This is a genomic window from Flavobacterium sp. NPDC079362 (assembly GCF_050267765.1).
Lineage (GTDB): Bacteria > Bacteroidota > Bacteroidia > Flavobacteriales > Flavobacteriaceae > Flavobacterium > Flavobacterium azizsancarii.
Map to the genome: position 1 here is coordinate 64,202 of NZ_JBNNFM010000012.1, position 16,238 is coordinate 80,439.

General features: G+C 38.2%; 11 protein-coding genes. 7 read left to right on the forward strand and 4 right to left on the reverse strand.

Translation table 11 applies throughout. The annotated features are described in order from the left end of the window. Positions 1-264 precede the first annotated feature (264 nt). Both ACQKCJ_RS12475 and ACQKCJ_RS12480 read left to right on the forward strand, forming a co-directional pair. On the forward strand, positions 265-1,782 hold the full coding sequence (locus tag ACQKCJ_RS12475; RefSeq protein WP_271335345.1) for a MauE/DoxX family redox-associated membrane protein: 1,518 nt from the start codon (positions 265-267) through the stop codon (positions 1,780-1,782). A 113-nt stretch (positions 1,783-1,895) separates the two neighbouring features. Next, entirely contained in the window at positions 1,896-2,189 is a 294-nt protein-coding gene (locus ACQKCJ_RS12480) for a DUF6520 family protein (protein ID WP_271335344.1), read from the forward strand. A 67-nt stretch (positions 2,190-2,256) separates the two neighbouring features. Here the strand turns inward: ACQKCJ_RS12480 and ACQKCJ_RS12485 are convergent, their stop codons facing one another. The 3 genes from ACQKCJ_RS12485 to ACQKCJ_RS12495 are packed head-to-tail and all read right to left on the reverse strand — an operon-like array spanning position 2,257 to position 9,352. Continuing rightward, positions 2,257-4,920: a S9 family peptidase gene (locus tag ACQKCJ_RS12485; RefSeq protein ID WP_271335343.1), complete on the reverse strand. Its 2,664-nt coding sequence runs from the start codon at positions 4,918-4,920 to the stop codon at positions 2,257-2,259. Positions 4,921-4,935: 15 nt separating this feature from the next. Continuing rightward, a complete protein-coding gene (locus ACQKCJ_RS12490) occupies positions 4,936-6,318 on the reverse strand; it encodes a RagB/SusD family nutrient uptake outer membrane protein (protein WP_427402107.1) in 1,383 nt (460 codons plus the stop codon). 10 nt (positions 6,319-6,328) lie between these two features. Continuing rightward, positions 6,329-9,352: a SusC/RagA family TonB-linked outer membrane protein gene (locus ACQKCJ_RS12495; RefSeq protein ID WP_427402108.1), complete on the reverse strand. Its 3,024-nt coding sequence runs from the start codon at positions 9,350-9,352 to the stop codon at positions 6,329-6,331. Between the two features lie 961 nt (positions 9,353-10,313). Here ACQKCJ_RS12495 and ACQKCJ_RS12500 point away from each other — a divergent pair. After that, positions 10,314-10,577: a helix-turn-helix domain-containing protein gene (locus ACQKCJ_RS12500; protein ID WP_271335340.1), complete on the forward strand. Its 264-nt coding sequence runs from the start codon at positions 10,314-10,316 to the stop codon at positions 10,575-10,577. A gap of 470 nt (positions 10,578-11,047) precedes the next feature. Here the strand turns inward: ACQKCJ_RS12500 and ACQKCJ_RS12505 are convergent, their stop codons facing one another. Then, positions 11,048-12,718 carry an AraC family transcriptional regulator gene (locus tag ACQKCJ_RS12505; protein WP_271335339.1) on the reverse strand — a complete coding sequence of 557 codons (1,671 nt, stop codon included), beginning with the start codon at positions 12,716-12,718 and terminating at the stop codon, positions 11,048-11,050. Positions 12,719-13,064: 346 nt separating this feature from the next. Between ACQKCJ_RS12505 and ACQKCJ_RS12510 the strand changes: the two genes are divergently transcribed. From ACQKCJ_RS12510 to ACQKCJ_RS12525, 4 genes are all read left to right on the forward strand, one after another. Next, positions 13,065-13,775, forward strand: coding sequence for a hypothetical protein (locus tag ACQKCJ_RS12510; protein WP_271335338.1), 711 nt, complete (start codon positions 13,065-13,067; stop codon positions 13,773-13,775). A 284-nt stretch (positions 13,776-14,059) separates the two neighbouring features. Next, positions 14,060-14,920: a helix-turn-helix domain-containing protein gene (locus ACQKCJ_RS12515; protein WP_271335337.1), complete on the forward strand. Its 861-nt coding sequence runs from the start codon at positions 14,060-14,062 to the stop codon at positions 14,918-14,920. 540 nt (positions 14,921-15,460) lie between these two features. Then, positions 15,461-15,730 (forward strand): hypothetical protein, encoded by a 270-nt coding sequence (locus ACQKCJ_RS12520; RefSeq protein ID WP_271335336.1) that lies wholly within the window; start codon positions 15,461-15,463, stop codon positions 15,728-15,730. 324 nt (positions 15,731-16,054) lie between these two features. Beyond that, entirely contained in the window at positions 16,055-16,219 is a 165-nt protein-coding gene (locus ACQKCJ_RS12525) for a hypothetical protein (RefSeq protein ID WP_271335335.1), read from the forward strand. Positions 16,220-16,238 lie beyond the last annotated feature (19 nt).

Genomic DNA, 16,238 nt, shown 5'->3' on the forward strand with positions numbered 1-16,238 from the left:
GATGCCAATAAACATAAAATTGTTTATTGGCATCTTCTTTTTATGCAGCAAGGCAATCTTTATTTTTAACTAACATTTGAATGCTATTGAATAATCTGCGCCTGTTTTTGATAACAGACAGTATAATAGGTTTTTGTAGATTTGTTTTAGCTGTAATCAACAGAATACATTAACCTATTTGAATGCTGTTTTAAGATTTACAAAGAGAGTTTACTTAGAATATTAAGTCTTAAAATTGATCAAATAATCACTTTAAATGAAATCATGAATGTAAACAAAAATATAAAGACTGTCTCCCTAAAAATAATCTATCTTTTGTGTGTTACGCTTTTTATATATGCAGCTACCAGCAAAATATTAGACTTTGAAAATTTTCAGGTTCACCTTGGACAGTCGCCCTTACTAAGTATATATGCATCATGGATTTCCTGGCTGGTAATTGTAATTGAAGTACTGGTTGCTGCATTACTTGTTGTTCCAAAATCACGAACATTGGGTCTTTATCTGGCATTGAGTTTAATGACTATGTTTTCTGCCTATATCTTTATACTTCTTCATTTCGGTTCTTTTGTTCCGTGTTCCTGTGGTGGAATTCTGGAAAAAATGAGCTGGAATGCCCATCTTATATTCAATCTTGTTTTTGTCATACTGGCAATTTTGGCAATAGGTTTAAATAGACAAGAGAAAAAACCTGAACCTTTTAATTACATCTTTCTAAGTTCTTTTAAACCTATAGCTGCGACACTTGTGACTAGCATTTTGGCAATAGTGCTTCTCTTTGTATTTTCCGAAGAAGTCATGCACCACCGCAATCCATTTTTAAGACGTTATCCGCAACATCCAGCAGAATATTCAGCCTCGTTTAAATTAAAGCATAATTCCTATTATATAGTGGGTTTGCGCGGAAACCGAATAATTCTGGGCAACTATGAATTTCCTTCCTACCTTATGTCATTTGACTCTGATCTAAAAGATCAAAAAATCCAAATGATTTCGTTCTCACCGGGAAAGATCCCTTTTAAAAATATTTATATTACACTGCAGGAGCCACACTTCTACCTTTATGATGGAAGCGTTCCAGTGTTGTTCCGGGGAGACGCTAAAAACTGGAGCATCACTAAAGAATTTGAAGGAATGCCCTATTTTACAAAGCTAGTACCAATCGATGGAGCTTCGGTCGCTTTCCGATCAAATAATTCAGTAAAACTTGCCAATGTGCTGGGTGTTTTTAAAATAGACTCAATCCCTAAAATTAACTATAAAAGAGACCTCTTACAAAAACAGATCGACGGTATCTTCGATACCGACGGTATACTTTTATACAGCAATGGAATAAAGAAAATCGTGTATTTATACTACTATCGAAATGAATTCATTGTGGCAGATCAAAACGGTACTCTTCAATACAGGGGCCATACTATCGACACCATTTCAAAAGCAAGGTTAAAAGTATCAACGCTCAAGGGAGGAAAACAGTACGCCCTGTCTTCTCCATCGGATGTGGTGAATTCAAAAGCTGCCGTATATAAAAATCTGCTATTCGTCCATTCACTTGTCAGAGGCCAATATGAGGATGAAACACTGTGGCAGAAATCTTTTATTATCGATGTTTACGATCTGACCAAAGGAAGTTATCTGATGAGTTTTCCGATATATCACACCTCATCCAGCACCCTGAATTCTTTTGCAGTCACCCAAGATTACCTCTCTGTGATAATAGGAGAAGATCTTGTTGTTTACAAGTTGAAGAATGTCTTAAAAAAAGAAATTACAAAGAAATAAATATCGGCTTCAGCCTGGCTGCATCCGATAATAATATACCGGCCGGTATCAGGAATCAGATCGAACACCTGTAGAAAAAAGTAGATCAGACTTATAATTTCAAATTTAATATTATGAAAACTTTAATTTTAAAAAACGTACTGCCGGCAGCTGTTGTAGCCTTGGCAGTTTCAGGAGCTTTTGCTACAACTTCCATGCAGAAGGCACCTGAAAAAAATGATGTTGCATTGAAATGGGGCTATTTTGCTAATCCCAACGGAACCTGTTCTCCTAACAGAACTCAGTGCAGTGACATACAGAAAGAAGAGCTGTGTCGTATGGGCGATACCTCCGGACCAATTGCATATGAAAAAAATGCAGAGAATAATTGTGTACAGCCATTATACCGCGTTGTAAATGGACAATAAAAAATGCTTCTTTAATTGACAATGCAGTTCCTACGGAACTGCATTGTTTTTTTATTTATAAGGATACCTATTTCATTGCATCGGCAATCCAAGAGTAGGAATGATTGTCTTTCAAATGATAATCAAACCATTCTAAAGTACGAACCGTAGCATCCTTCTGCTGGTCAGGTTTCATCAGGACATGACCAGCTTTGGGATAAATGAGCATAACACTTTTTTTCCGCAGCTGTCTTAGTGCAAGATAAAATTCATAACTTTGACGAGGATCTACCTGAGGGTCATTTTCACCTGTCCATAAAAGTACCGGAACATCTATTTTAGGCACATGAATTATAGGGGAATTGGCAGCATACATTTCTGGGATTTCATAGGGAGATTTGCCCATATTATATTGTTCTGTAGTATATCTCCATATTTCAGGAATTCCTGCACGAGGACCTAGGCTATGGTAGTCGCTGAACAGATCTGTAATAGCTCCGCTTGTTATCACTGTGGCAAACAGATCGGTATGCGATATGATAAAGGCACTCTCAAAGCCGCCAAAGGAGTGTCCCCTAAGTCCAATCTTATCCTGCTTTACAATTCCTTTCTCGATTACTTTTTTGACTCCTGAAATAACACAGTCCGCTGCAGATAGTCCGGGGTTTTGATATTCAAGATGTATGTCTGGTAAAAAAACAAAATATCCAGCTGCTGTTGCCAGAGTGATATTGAAACCTGCTCCGTTATAATAAGTTGGATTTTCATAAATATGCAGTTCACGTGACTGGCTTTCATAAATACTCACAATCATTGGATACTTTATTTTCGGGTCATATTCTGCTGGATAAAACAGAACACCTTTTAAGTTTCTACCTTTAGCATTCTCAAACTCTATCAGTTCCGACCTACCCCAGAAATAATTTTTATGATGAGAATTGCTTTTATAAAAACTTTTTTTGTCTCCCGAAACTGAGCTGCTCAATAGCTGTGGCGGACTGTCAAATTTCTGTTCCCTGAAAAAAAAAGTTCTTTTTTTTGGGCTGTAATTTAGATCATCGGTATAGTAGTCGCCGTATGTAAGAGCTTTTTGCCGCGAACCGCTCATCCACTTAAAATAACCTGTCTTGCCATCACTTCCGCTACCACGCAGCAGCAACTCTTCACTAAGATCAAAACTCTCAGACACAAGACCATCGAAAAGAAATTTCAGCCCTTTCCCATTGGACGCCTTGGCGACACGCAGCTTAATACCGGACTCCCTGCCTTTTGTAATCCTACTAGAAGTTTTTCCGTCCGGGCTGACCGCCCAAATATCAAATTGATCATAAAGAAGAATTTCCTTGTCATTCAGGCTCCATCCAGGATTCCCGTAAGCAGATTCAGGGACAAGTTCCTGAGCCTTACCGGTAAATTTCACACCAATTTTTTCTGATACGTTTTTATGAGTTCCTAATACAAAATCGTAAACCCACCAGCTGTTTTCCTTAAAATACGAAAAATATTTCCCCGAAGGAGAAATATTTAGCTCCAAAGGCACATATACATATTTTTCCAAAACCATTTTCTTTTCAAATGTGGAGAGATCCATAACATAGATATCTCTGATTTCTTCCACTTTGAATTGTGGCTCATGTTGATCGGGATCTGATAAAACAGCGTATTTCATATCTCCGCTGAGCATCAGTAATGGAAGCTCGTTTGACGTAATGAGGTTGACGTGATTGCTGTTCGGATTCCACAGCGCTACTTTAGGTTTTGCGTCAAAACGGCCTGCATATTTTTCCTGTGCACGGACCCGTTTATCATTTGAATTCCAAATTTCGACCTTTTGCGGGGACCCGTCCTCTGAAGAACTTGTTTCGTTTTTTATGGCAAAAAAAACACGCTTCAGATCACTCGAGATTACTATGGGCGTGAACGCATCAAAATATATTGAGGACTTCTGTGGAAAATCAGAACATGAGTTTGGATCTAGTTCATACGACTTTTCCGCCGACAGAACATACAATCCCAATGCATTTATATTCTGATCTGCCGATTGGCGTAAAAAAGCCAATGCTTTGCCATTATCCTCCCAAGTCAAGCCGATGAACTGCTCTGAGCTATCTGCGATCCATTTAACATTATTCAACTGTTCTAGATTTAGAACTGCGATAGCATGTCCTGAATGGGTCGAAGCGGTAAACGCTATTTTACCTCCTATGGGACTTAGGGCAAGCTGAGACACACCTTTAAAATTAACTACGCCTGCTTTTCCCAACGGTTTAACCAGAAGTGTACCATTTTCCTGGGCATCGCCTATAAAAATTACGAGCTTATCAGTCTTCTTGTCATATAGAAACTGTTTTACTTTAGGAATAGTTTCTGTTTTTAGGGTCTTCAGATTCAGAATATTCAGATTTGTTGTGTTATTATAGATGAAAAAATTGCCACTTGTGAAGAGTGTTTTTTCTGCACCAATAACAGATAACTTTCGCCCAGTTACAATATTTTGTATGAAGAGAGTATCCTGCGAATTTTCATAGGTATTCCTGTAACTTGTCCATTTTTCATCATAAGAAATTTTATCTAAATGCACTTCTCCCCACAGAGAATATTCTGACGGCGAAAGGCATTTTTTTTGCACCACCTGCCCCATGAGAGGACAGGCTACTAATGGCAAAATAAAAAATAAAAATAAAAATTCTAAAATAGGCACCAAAGTAAAATGAGGGAAGCCCCAACTTTTGGTAAATATTACTTTTAACATAATAAATGTTTTGTTTTAATATCCGGGATTTTGAGGTCTCAAATTAGGATTCGTACTAAGTTCGTTCTGCGGTAAGGGAAAAAGGCTGTCCGATGAGTCCCAACCCTTTTTCATGCCACCCAGTTCGGCATCAAGCCTGCCAGTTCGTTTAAGGTCAAAAAAGCGATGCCCGGTTTCGGTGAACAATTCAAGTTTTCTTTCCAAGAAGACTGCATCCAAAATCTCCTTTTGTGTTAGCGCAGGAGTGTCAGTGAGCGCTGCGCGGTGCCTTATTTTGTTCAGATCTTCTTTGGCTCCGATAAGGTCTCCTTGCCACGCCCTTGCTTCCGCCCTGATCAGATACTGTTCTGATAGCCTCAGTACAATGGAGTATTCTTTAGATTCTGCTGTTGGGTTATTTTCCTTGTACTTGTAAGGATGGTACCATATTGTGGTACCATCAGACACACCTTTGATCCAAGATGATTTTCTCAAATCGCCTGGGGAGAAAGAAGACACTAAGGAATTACTCAGCGACACATAAGGTGGAGGTGCGGATGTAAAGATAAAATAGTCTCCTTCTGCAGTATTTTGCCCCGAGCCACCGGATTCGAGCTGCCAGATTGTTTCTCTGGAAGCACGCAAAAACACCTTCTCAGGCTGCTCAAGACTATAGGTCTGCACTTGATTTAAAACAGCGGATGCCTCATTGGCAGCTTCGGGATAGGCATTGATATAAAGGAGTGTTCTGGCAAGCAACGCTTTGGCTACTATCGCGTCAGGACGCACCCTATTTCGGTCAGTATCACTCGTCCGAAGAAGTACTGAAGCTTCCCGCAGGTCAGCAATAATTTTTTCATAGACCTGCGCGGTTGGAATTCTTTTGACAGTCCTATTAATCTTAAAGTCTGTCTGGTCTACAAAAGGGATATCTCCAAAAAGATTAACCAGATAAAAATGAATAAGCCCTCTTATGAACAAGGCCTCTCCACGCAGTTGTTTTTTCTGCAAAGCGGTCAGGCTGCTCTTCTCTGCTCCTTCAATCACAGCATTCGCCGCATAGATTTGATGGTAGCCAAAATTCCAGTATCCTGTCACATAATTATTGGAAGGCAGCAGTGAATTTGTATAAAAAGAAATACTAGGATTGGAAGGATTTTCACTACTGACCATTTCATCGGCATAATTGGCAAGCTGGTTTGAGATCCCTGTCCCATCCCCACAAAGAATTCCTGAATCGCGCAGATTGGAATAGATATCGGTAAGTGCGGCCTCCGCTGTATGATAGTCCTGAAAAACTACCACGGCCGTGAGCTGCGTTTTTGGAAGTTCCACTTCCAAAAAAGAATCGCAGGAAATGAATAGTGTTATAGCACTAAGCCATAACCACCGGAGTACTAAAAGGTTAATCGTTTTCATAGTAATCGAATTAAAAGGTTAGCTGTATTCCAGCAGTCAATATTTTCAATGGAGGCAGAAAGCCATAGGAGGTAAATTCCGGATCCCCATCTACGTATTTTGTAAATGTTAGAAGATTCTGCCCCTGCAAGATGACTCTGCATTGAGTCTGCTTTAAATCAAGTGGCAGGTCATAGGAAATAGAAATATTCTTCAAGCGGATAAAAGAAGCATCCGTGACTGAAGCAGTACTCTCATTATAGGAATAAGTTGCCATAACAGCAGGAAAGTCATAGCCTGTGCTGAACATTTGATAATCCGCGTTGTCTCCGGGAGCTGACCAGCTGTCGGTTTTCCTTTGCTGCTGATTAGCCATCATCCCTGCTGTACCCATGGGATAAGTTCTATTTTTCTGCTTGATAAACTGGAAAAGAAAATCAAGAGTGATTCCTTTATAGGAGAACTGGTTTTGAAGCCCGCCGTAATATTGGGGATTGAGATTAACTGCGACCTGACGATCTTCAGGAAAGGTTACTGCACCATCCCCGTTAAGATCTTCAAAAGTGTACAATCCGGTCTGTGGATCGACCCCTTTGAAACTGTATAAGAGTTTTATGTTCAAAGGTTCTCCGATACGGTACTGCTGGTTGTAGGCAGAGCTTTCAAGGCCAGGAAACTTTAAGAGCTTATTCTCTGCAAATGTAAGATTAAGGTTTGTGGTCCAAGTAAAGCCGTGCCCTTTAAAATTAACGGTGCGAAGCGTAAATTCAAGTCCGCTATTCTGAACTACCGCATCAAGATTTGCCTGGTAGGAAGTAAAGCCTGTTGAACCTGGAAGGGGAACACCTGCAAGCTGGTTGGATGATCTATTCTGATACCAGGCAACAGTTGTAAAAATTCTGTCTCCAAAAAAACCTAGTTCCAAAGCTGCTTCCAGCTTTTTATTGGTTTCCCATCCAAAATCCGCATTAAAAAGCCTGCTCGGGGCTAGTCCTGGTATACCGTTATAGAGTATACCTGTATTGGAATAAGTATCCAAAAACTGGTAATCTCCTATCTGGTCGTTTCCTGTTGTTCCGTAACTTGTCCTTATTTTTCCAAAACTCAGCCATTTGTTCTGCATAAAAAATGATTCATTTGAAAAAAGCCATGCCAGCCCCGCCGCTCCAAAATTAGCGAACTGCTTTCCGGGACCGAAACGGCTAGATCCATCACGACGGGCAGTCAGATTAAGGATATAGCACTGTTTATATTTATAGTTAACTCTTGCAAAAAATGCCTGATATTTATAAAGGGTTTCATCACTAAGTAGCACCTTGGTCACTTTAGCCGCAGCCAGATCATAAATAAGACTATTGGATGTAAATCCGGTACCGGACTGCTGCAGGCGTGTGGAACGCTGGCTTTGAAATGTTGCCCCTGCCAGAATATCAATCGTTGAAGTTCCCAGCTCTTTTTTCCAGTTGATCTGCGGCTCAGCTATCCAAGAATCCCTTTTTACATCATTGAGAAAAATGGCCGACCTTTCACTACTAACTTCGTATGCAGGATCATAAATGGTGGATGGTACTATACGTGTTTCGCTATTATTCAGATTCGTATATCCCAAATTGGCCTTTACAATCAGTTCGGGAATTATTTCATAGGACACAGCGGTACCGGCTGTTAGGTCATTTGTTTTAGATTCAAATTCCGTATTAAGGTTTCCAAGGGGATTTGTCCATGTACTATTCTCCCAATTCAATGAGCCGTCTGGATTATAAAGTCTTGGTGCATTAGGGGCAAGGCTGCGTGCATCATAGGAAAAATCGAAAGAAGGCTGGTCGTTATTCTGAAGTGTAACTCCAGCGGAGAAGTTAAGCCTGAATTTCCGATTATCAGATGCATGATTTAAATTGAACTGGCTGCCGCCTTTTTTATACATAAAAGTACCTGGAAAAACGGTAGACTGACTATGGTAGGAACCGCTTAGCATGAACTGGGTATTTTCAGACCCTCCGGAAAGCGTTCCTTGAAGATCTGTAATCTGAGCTGTTCTACCGAGAAGTTCTTTCTGCCAATCCGTATAGCGGTTCTGGTCCCAAGTTCCGTTGACATCGTAATCCCAAGGAGAATACTCAGTAAGTCCGTCATTTTTAAATGCCTGCTTGCGCATTGCGAGATACTGGCTGGTACTCATGAGGTCCATAAATTTAGTAACTGTACCGCCCCCTGTGGAGCTGGTCAGCGTAAATTTCGTCTTACCGACTTTTCCTTTTTTGGTGGTGATCAGAACCACGCCATTCGAGCCACGCGATCCATAGATAGAGGTCGCATCGGCATCCTTTAAAACTTCAATACTTTCAATAAAGTTCGGATTTATGCTGTTCAAAGGACTTGAAAGAGTTGGAAAAGTAAGATTTGTTATCCCTGAACCGATTGGATCTGAAGCATACGGAACGCCGTCAATAATGTAGAGCGGGGAGTTCGCACCTGACCGAAGGCTGTTCTGTCCACGGATCTTGATATCAAATCCACCTCCTGGAACCCCCGTGGTCTGAGTAATGCTCACTCCTGCCATTCGTCCCTGCATGGTTGCAAGCACATTGGTGACAGGCTGGTTTTCAATGTCTTTAGAAGTTATTCGTGCAATGCTTCCTGTGCGCTCGCTCTCTTTAACGGAATAATATCCTGCATTAACGCGTACTTCCTGAAGCGTTGTTGTATCGTACTGAAGATCGATATCTACTTTGACCCGCCCTGCAACGGGAATAAGTTTAGTTTTAAAGCCTATAAAAGAAACGGCAAGAGTATCATTAATACCGGCGGAAATTGAATAATGCCCCGTATAATCAGTTATGGAGTTGACATCTGCTCTGCCTCTGACTGAAATAGTTACACCAGGCAGCGGAGCATTGCCATCGGTAATAACACCCTGAACTTGATGCTGTTGAAAAATAAAACTGAAACTCCGATTTGAGTTTCGCGCTGAAGAAGATGAGAAAGATAATATGAACCCTATAAAAAACAGGCAATAAAGAGCTTTCCCACCCTTGTAAAATGAAAAATAATTCATAATATTGGGATTGGTTAGTTAAATATGATTTGATTAGCTATGGTCCTCTAGTCAACCGCCAAGAAGAGTTAGAGGACCTTTTTATTTTATATTGAAGTGAAGTTGAACTTTCAATTTTGGCTTCAAGTAGTTTATTACATACGCATTTAAGTTTAAAGGTTAATCATTGCAAGCCACACCGCCGTTTCCTTGTAGCAGCCTAGTATGGAGTGTTTATTTTCCATCTAATTCAAATTAACCCATCAGAATTTATCTTATAGTTAGCTAATCTAATCAAACGGTTTCCCTGTAAAAATTTTAGAAAACATTTTAAACTTTCAGTTGTGAAATAGAAATAAAGGATATACTTTTAAAGTGCGAGTTTAAAGATTTTTATCTGGTCATTCTAAGTGTAAATGAGAGAGTGGTTAAAGGGGTAATTATATGGCTATTTATAGTTTTCTATAGGATAGCTATTGTTAAGATGGCTTACAAAAATTGTTCTCGTACGAGAGCAAGCTAATATGATGTACATCCTCACTGTTTATTTTACTGGGAAAACAAAAAAGTTGACCTTTATTAAGGGGGTCTTACAATAAGGGGTTTTAAGTTATTCGTTCTCATCAATTATTTATTTTATGATAGTTGAACGATGTCTTTCAAAAAAGTAATGAAGAGAAACAATAAGGCGAACTTCAAAACTTTGAAAGTGGTACCGCTAAGAACCCTACAATCGAAATTGTAGTCCACAAAGATTTACATGAAGTCCGCCCTATTAGATATTGTACAAAAATAGTAAAATCTAATAGATAGTGGCGAACTCATATCTTCTCATGTGGAATTTTAGCGGTTTTCTTTCATGAGAGACATCATCAATCAAGTCGTATTAGACTTAATTAAAATTTTATGTCGCAAAATTATAAATACAAATATATAAAAGTTTTACGTTAAACGCAAAACTTTTAAAGATAAATTTTTAAAAATGAAATTAAATAGATTAAAAAAAGTCTTTGACGATCAGAAAATTAAGAACCGAGTAATTGCTATATATTTAGGAAAATCAGAATCTACTATATCTTTATGGCGTAACAATAAAAGGCAACCAAACCTTGAGGAGTTTTATCAAATAGCGAAACTTCTACGTATAAACATACATAGTTTGATAGAACCTACTGATTGGAAAAATGAAACGTCAGAAACTTATGAAGAGTTTACTAAGAAGTATATAGGTAAAAAAAATAATTAGTCAAGATATATATTTTTTCTGTAAATCCACCTGCAAGATTAGACCAATTATAAATTTAATAGCTATTAAGATTGTAATTGAATATTTTTATAAAACAGGCTATAGATTTAGCAATTGTATTAATAGAAAGTTATTTTGTTTCAGATGATTTATCTATCAAAAGGAGTTTGAAAACATTAATAGCTGCTTGCAAAATATTCAGGATGAATTACATCTTAATAGTTTTAATTTATTTAATAAAGCTCAGCTCAACTATCCATATTTTTAAATACTTTTAAAAAAGCTGAATACATTTTTCTAGCCCCGATTGAAACGGAAATCCTTTTCTGCCGGGGTTCGGCATAAAAGATTGCAGTGCAAAGCGGGAGAGGCTGCCTGCTGAAGAAACCTCATGATTCTGCTTCAAATTCACTTCAGTTTATCAAATCACAGGCTTAAAACAGCATGCCTCATTACTAAAATCAACATTCCTAAACCGGCATCTTATTAATTTCCTTAATAAAAAAAGAGGGCGGGCATCCGGTTTTGGCATGAAAAGCCTGCGCGAATTTCTGGGTAGTACTGAATCCCGCTTCATCAGCGAGCGCCTTATTTGAATATTTTCTTGCTTTTTTATCTTCCTTTAGTAAAGTAATAATATAATCGATCTTAAGATCACTGATATAGGTTACAAACTTTTTCCCTTTATGGTTCCTTATTACACTGGATAAATATTTCGGATTAGAACTCGTAATTGCCGCAAGTCTGCCGGCATTTAAGGCTTTTAAAAGAAATTTTTTATCGTTTTCAAATTTATCGAGTTTTCTGAGTATCTGCGCTACTGTTTCTTTACTGATATCATCAATGACTTTTCCTCCGTTCCTGCTCTGCACCCGAGGCTGCAAGGAATTTTTTTCATTCATTGCCTGTTCTAATCTTGATTTGTACATTTTTTTACTCCTGAAATGTGTTACGGCAAAATACAGCAGCCCTGAAAACAGCAAAATGGCAACACCGCTGAAGATAAGGTCATTGTGCTTTCTTTTATTAAATAAATACTCAATTTTATTTTTATCGGCTATCAGTACTTTTGTATCATAGACTTTACGTATTCTGCCCGAGAGATAAACATATCGGCTGCTGAGCACACTGTCGGCTTTGAGTAGTTTTTTGATGTAAAAAAGTTCTTTACTCATATCCTGTCTGCCTTTGTAGTATTTTATCAGCAGTTCATAATTCTCTCTAAGGTCCGGGCGGATGTAATTTTTACTTTCAAAAATCCCATCTACTTTCATAAAGTAAGGCAGTGCCTTTTCGGGTTTGTGAAGAGCCCAGTAACTTTTCCCAAGGTAGAACCAGCCCACAGATTCATTTGCAAAATCTTTGTTTTTAATTATCTGAGGAATTGACGCATTGATATTTTTTAAGGCATCAGCATAATTATTTTTAAAATACTGATTGATCCCTTCAGAATGTATAAAATACATTTTCATATCCTCATTGGAGAGCCTCCTCCCCTCCTCGATCCCTTTCTCATTTATCTCAGAGCAGAGGCCATAATTTCCCATCCTGTTATAACAGAGACCAAGGCAGTGTAAGGAATTGAGATACCCTCTGGCATTATGCGCGTGGAAATACTCAATGCACTGCTTAAATAAAGGAGCAGCTTCATCATAAAACCCTAAGTAATATTTAATTTGGGCTATATTGTACTTTACTTTATAAATTAGGTAATCATCATTTGTTTTGGAAATAAAATTATCGGCTATAAGATAATGGTCTAAAGCCTGCTTATATTCTTTAAAGGAATAAAAGACAATTCCCTTTGAGAGATACCCCGAACCGATCAGCGCATCATTTCCAGACTTTCTGGCCGTATAGATCATACTGTCGGCATAAACCAGTTTTAATTTATCAGCGGAATAATGAAGGTAGTTTTTATAACCGTTTATGATTTCCTGCTCATTTTTTTCCCTTTTGGCTTTTCCAAGGAAATATGCAAGATAAACTGGCTGGCTGCTGCCTTCAGATTCTTCAATCCTGTCAAATAAATAATCATAGGATTTACCATAAAGCGTATCAGGTGATCTCAGTGGGTTCCAGTCGGCCGAAACCTGCTGGGCCAGACACAAAAAAAGAAGTCCGAATTGTATTTTAAGCATAGATTGATAATTAAAAAATGGTACAATATTTATCAAAAAATGCTTTTCCTTAATACAATTTTCAGATCTCAGATCATAGGTAAAGCATTCTGTAAAAAAAGAGCTTCAAATATAACGTAATATATTGATAACAAAGACTTAACTTAAAAAAACAGGGTATGGATTTTCGGAAAATCCATAGGTGAAATTCCGAAAATCCACAGATGAGAGTTTGCAGGGCTGAGTGGATGATGATAGATTTGCGGTGAATTCAAAAGCAAAAAAAACGGCATCGTGCTGTTTTAAAGTTCTGCTTACTCGGGTGATGAACTGACTGAAAAGTCATTCCATTTAACACACTTTAATCATGAAAAACTTTTTAATCAGCATGCTGGCGGTACTGGCCCTTTCATGCACCAACGACTATGCTCGCGAAGACTCAGAATCTAATTTCAAAAAAAAGGATGCCAATTCAAAAAAGAATGCAGGGCTGAATCCTGAAAATACCGCCAATGCGTATGACATCGCCGGGAAAATTCACAATGACTTACTGGATGCCTATCTTTCGGGTAATTTTTCGGATCAAACCATAAGTGCTATTAGCAGTAAAATTGATTCTATTTCACTTCTGAACAGCGATCTTCAAAACCTGCCTTCTTATTATCCGATCAATTTCCAAGAAATACAAGGCATTGTCGACTCGCCTGAAATGCAACTGGAGCAGATTATTGCCAATTCCTGGATGTCCACGGGTTCAAAAAACTGCCTGTCAGAATTTATGTCCTTGGCTGCACTCTGGCAGAACAGCGGCTATGATGCCGCTTATCAATCCATCATCTCTTTTGAGGCTGCTGTTGCAAATAACCAGCAATTTTCAGCTGAAGAGAAAAGAATAATCCTTACCTCATCGGCCATTACAAGGTATTCGCTTTATTATGCATCAGAGAGAAAAGACAAAGACTGGGAAACCTCGGTTGGAAACAGGGTCGGCGCCGTTCAGGGAGCCTTAAGCAATTCTGCCACTGCAGTTACCAGATCACTACTCGCGGGGATTCTCAGCAGCAACACTACAGAATAGAAACTATGGACTGGATTTTACTTTTTGAAAAACAGATAGTATACAGTTATTATGCTTTTCTGATACTATTCAATTTGGCAACCATATACCTGATCCTATCCATACTATTTAATGATCATTTAAAAGGTATCTCTCTTGCAGAGACCCTTAAAATGGATTCCGTCAGGAAATTAGTATATCTCTTATTTATAAATGGGATGTCAAATATGCTGTTTATCTGTGTTTCGCTAATCGCAAAACTATACAGTTAGAAAAATGAGGCCTTTAATCTTAAAAAAAATACTTTGGAATTTAGAAAATCAAACTATAAAACTGAGGGAATTCAATTGTGCATTTTGGAAAGTATAACCTCCAAGCGCGCATTAAAGAATTTGATTCCGGAAGATTATTCTACTGTGCTACTTGTAAATAAAGGCGCTGCAGCGATGCGCATCAACAGCAGGAAAGTACACTTATTTATTAACGAATCAGCAGTTATTCCAAAAAAGTCAGACTGCGAAATTCTGCTGATGAGCAGGGAATTGTGCATTTCGATTGTATCTTTTACACCAGAATTTGCATTGGAGAACAGTATTAGATGGCCCCATATCGGATATTTTAATTTCTTCACTGCCCGGTATGCCTCTAAAATTTTCATAAAGAAAAAGGAGATCAAGAGCCTGATGGATTTGCTGGAAATAGTGAACTCCACGCTGTTAATGCCTAATTCAAGGGTTTTTAAAAAAGAGCTGATCCTGCTGAGTTTTAACCTGTTTCTCTATGAACTTGCCAGCCATTATTATAAAGCTTCCTGGCATGAAAGGATAAAATATTCCACCACGGAAAAAACAGCAGTCCATTTTTTCAGATTACTGGAAATTCACTGCAGAGAACAGCATAGTGTCAAGTTTTACGCGGATGCCCTGAATATATCCTCAGGGCATCTCACTAAAACAATTAAACAAATTACAGAGATAACGGCCAAGCAGTGCATTGAGAATGCACTAATTCTGGAAGCTAAGATTCTGCTTCAAAATAGTGATTTAACCATTCTTAAAATCTCTGACCAACTAAAATTTGCAAACACTTCTTTCTTTAGTAATTTTTTTAAAAAGCATAATTCTTTATCTCCATCTGAATACCGAAAAAGGCTGAACCATCACTAAATAATTCCACCTGGGTTTGAAATGTGTACAGACATTGATTTGGAGTATTTTCAATACAATATTGAAATAATATTTACTTAAAAGTGAAGCAACATGAATCAAACCTATCTTTTAGAATGGCTGGACTCCGTTGTGACGCTGAATTTAAATCCAAAAAAAAGCGCCATAAGCAACCTTACCTCCTTTGAGTCTCAAGCCATAATCAATAAAGCTGTACAGCAAACACAATTCATCCAAAAATAGTTTACTATCCGCGTTTTTTCACTCAGCAAAGAAAAGCATATTAAGGTACTGGTAAAAAATTATCATTCCGCCCTGATCAGTCTTTGGGATCAGCCGATTGTTATCAATAAAAGCCCCCATACGGAAAGAAAGGATCTGTGGGAAGTCACTACTGCCCTTCTTAGCGCTTTGGATGAACTCCTAAATTTTCTGGAGTCTAGATTTGCCCGTTTTATAAGTTTAGATTCCAAAATACCTGTTTCCTATCTCAGTGTTTCCTATGAGAAAATAAAACTCAGAATCGATAAACTCAGAACCATGATGCATTTTGATCCGGATGAAAAGATGCTTGCAGAGATTGTTTTTAATAACCTTTACTGCTTTGCTGCTTCTAAAGAAAATAAAAAAGTCACCTTTAGGGAAATGCTCTATTCTAAAGAGCTGCTTGGGGAACTTGAATCGCTGAAGATAAATAAAACAGAAGACCTGATTCATACCGATTTAATGCAGGCGCCTATTTATATGAATTTCAACAGCAAACTTTTTATCAACTTTTATACCCGGGCCGTATCTATGAAAATCAGCTGATTTGAACTGGCTTCCGATAGAATTGGATGGCTGCTGCTGTATGCTAAAGAGCTTAACCAAATTGCAGGCAATGCGGCCTCGGCCCTTCATCCTGACCATCAAAATGTAAAGAAAGTACTGCTGGACTGGTTTAAACAGGAAATTAATTTTCTTAAAAAAAAGGAAGATCTTAAAACTGCTCTCTGCATTCCTTCTGAAAATAAAAAACTTTCACAGCAAAATCCTGTAAGCAGAGAAGAAAAAATACTGTGCCAGTTATCAACCGACCAGACCGCACTGATACTTCAGGCCTGCCACGAACTTGAAATCCTTGTTTCAAAATCAATGAACCAGGTTTTTAAAACCATTGTGCCGTTTCTCTCAACACCTTTTAAAAAGAACCTCTCCTTTGATTCTATGCGCAGTAAAGCGTATATCGCAGAAGAAAGGGATAAGGAAATTGCCGTGGAAACCCTGCAGCGCATCATTAAACAAATACGGGAATATTAATATTAAAGAGCAGAAAACA

What these genes read in the sequence shown, in the direction of transcription:
- ACQKCJ_RS12505 (WP_271335339.1), bottom strand. Translation starts at nt 12,718, where the DNA reads ATGCTTAAAATACAATTCGGACTTCTTTTTTTGTGTCTGGCCCAGCAG.
- ACQKCJ_RS12510 (WP_271335338.1), top strand. Translation starts at nt 13,065, where the DNA reads ATGAAAAACTTTTTAATCAGCATGCTGGCGGTACTGGCCCTTTCATGC.
- ACQKCJ_RS12500 (WP_271335340.1), top strand. Translation starts at nt 10,314, where the DNA reads ATGAAATTAAATAGATTAAAAAAAGTCTTTGACGATCAGAAAATTAAG.
- ACQKCJ_RS12520 (WP_271335336.1), top strand. Translation starts at nt 15,461, where the DNA reads ATGATGCATTTTGATCCGGATGAAAAGATGCTTGCAGAGATTGTTTTT.
- ACQKCJ_RS12490 (WP_427402107.1), bottom strand. Translation starts at nt 6,318, where the DNA reads ATGAAAACGATTAACCTTTTAGTACTCCGGTGGTTATGGCTTAGTGCT.
- ACQKCJ_RS12480 (WP_271335344.1), top strand. Translation starts at nt 1,896, where the DNA reads ATGAAAACTTTAATTTTAAAAAACGTACTGCCGGCAGCTGTTGTAGCC.
- ACQKCJ_RS12475 (WP_271335345.1), top strand. Translation starts at nt 265, where the DNA reads ATGAATGTAAACAAAAATATAAAGACTGTCTCCCTAAAAATAATCTAT.
- ACQKCJ_RS12495 (WP_427402108.1), bottom strand. Translation starts at nt 9,352, where the DNA reads ATGAATTATTTTTCATTTTACAAGGGTGGGAAAGCTCTTTATTGCCTG.
- ACQKCJ_RS12485 (WP_271335343.1), bottom strand. Translation starts at nt 4,920, where the DNA reads ATGTTAAAAGTAATATTTACCAAAAGTTGGGGCTTCCCTCATTTTACT.
- ACQKCJ_RS12525 (WP_271335335.1), top strand. Translation starts at nt 16,055, where the DNA reads ATGAACCAGGTTTTTAAAACCATTGTGCCGTTTCTCTCAACACCTTTT.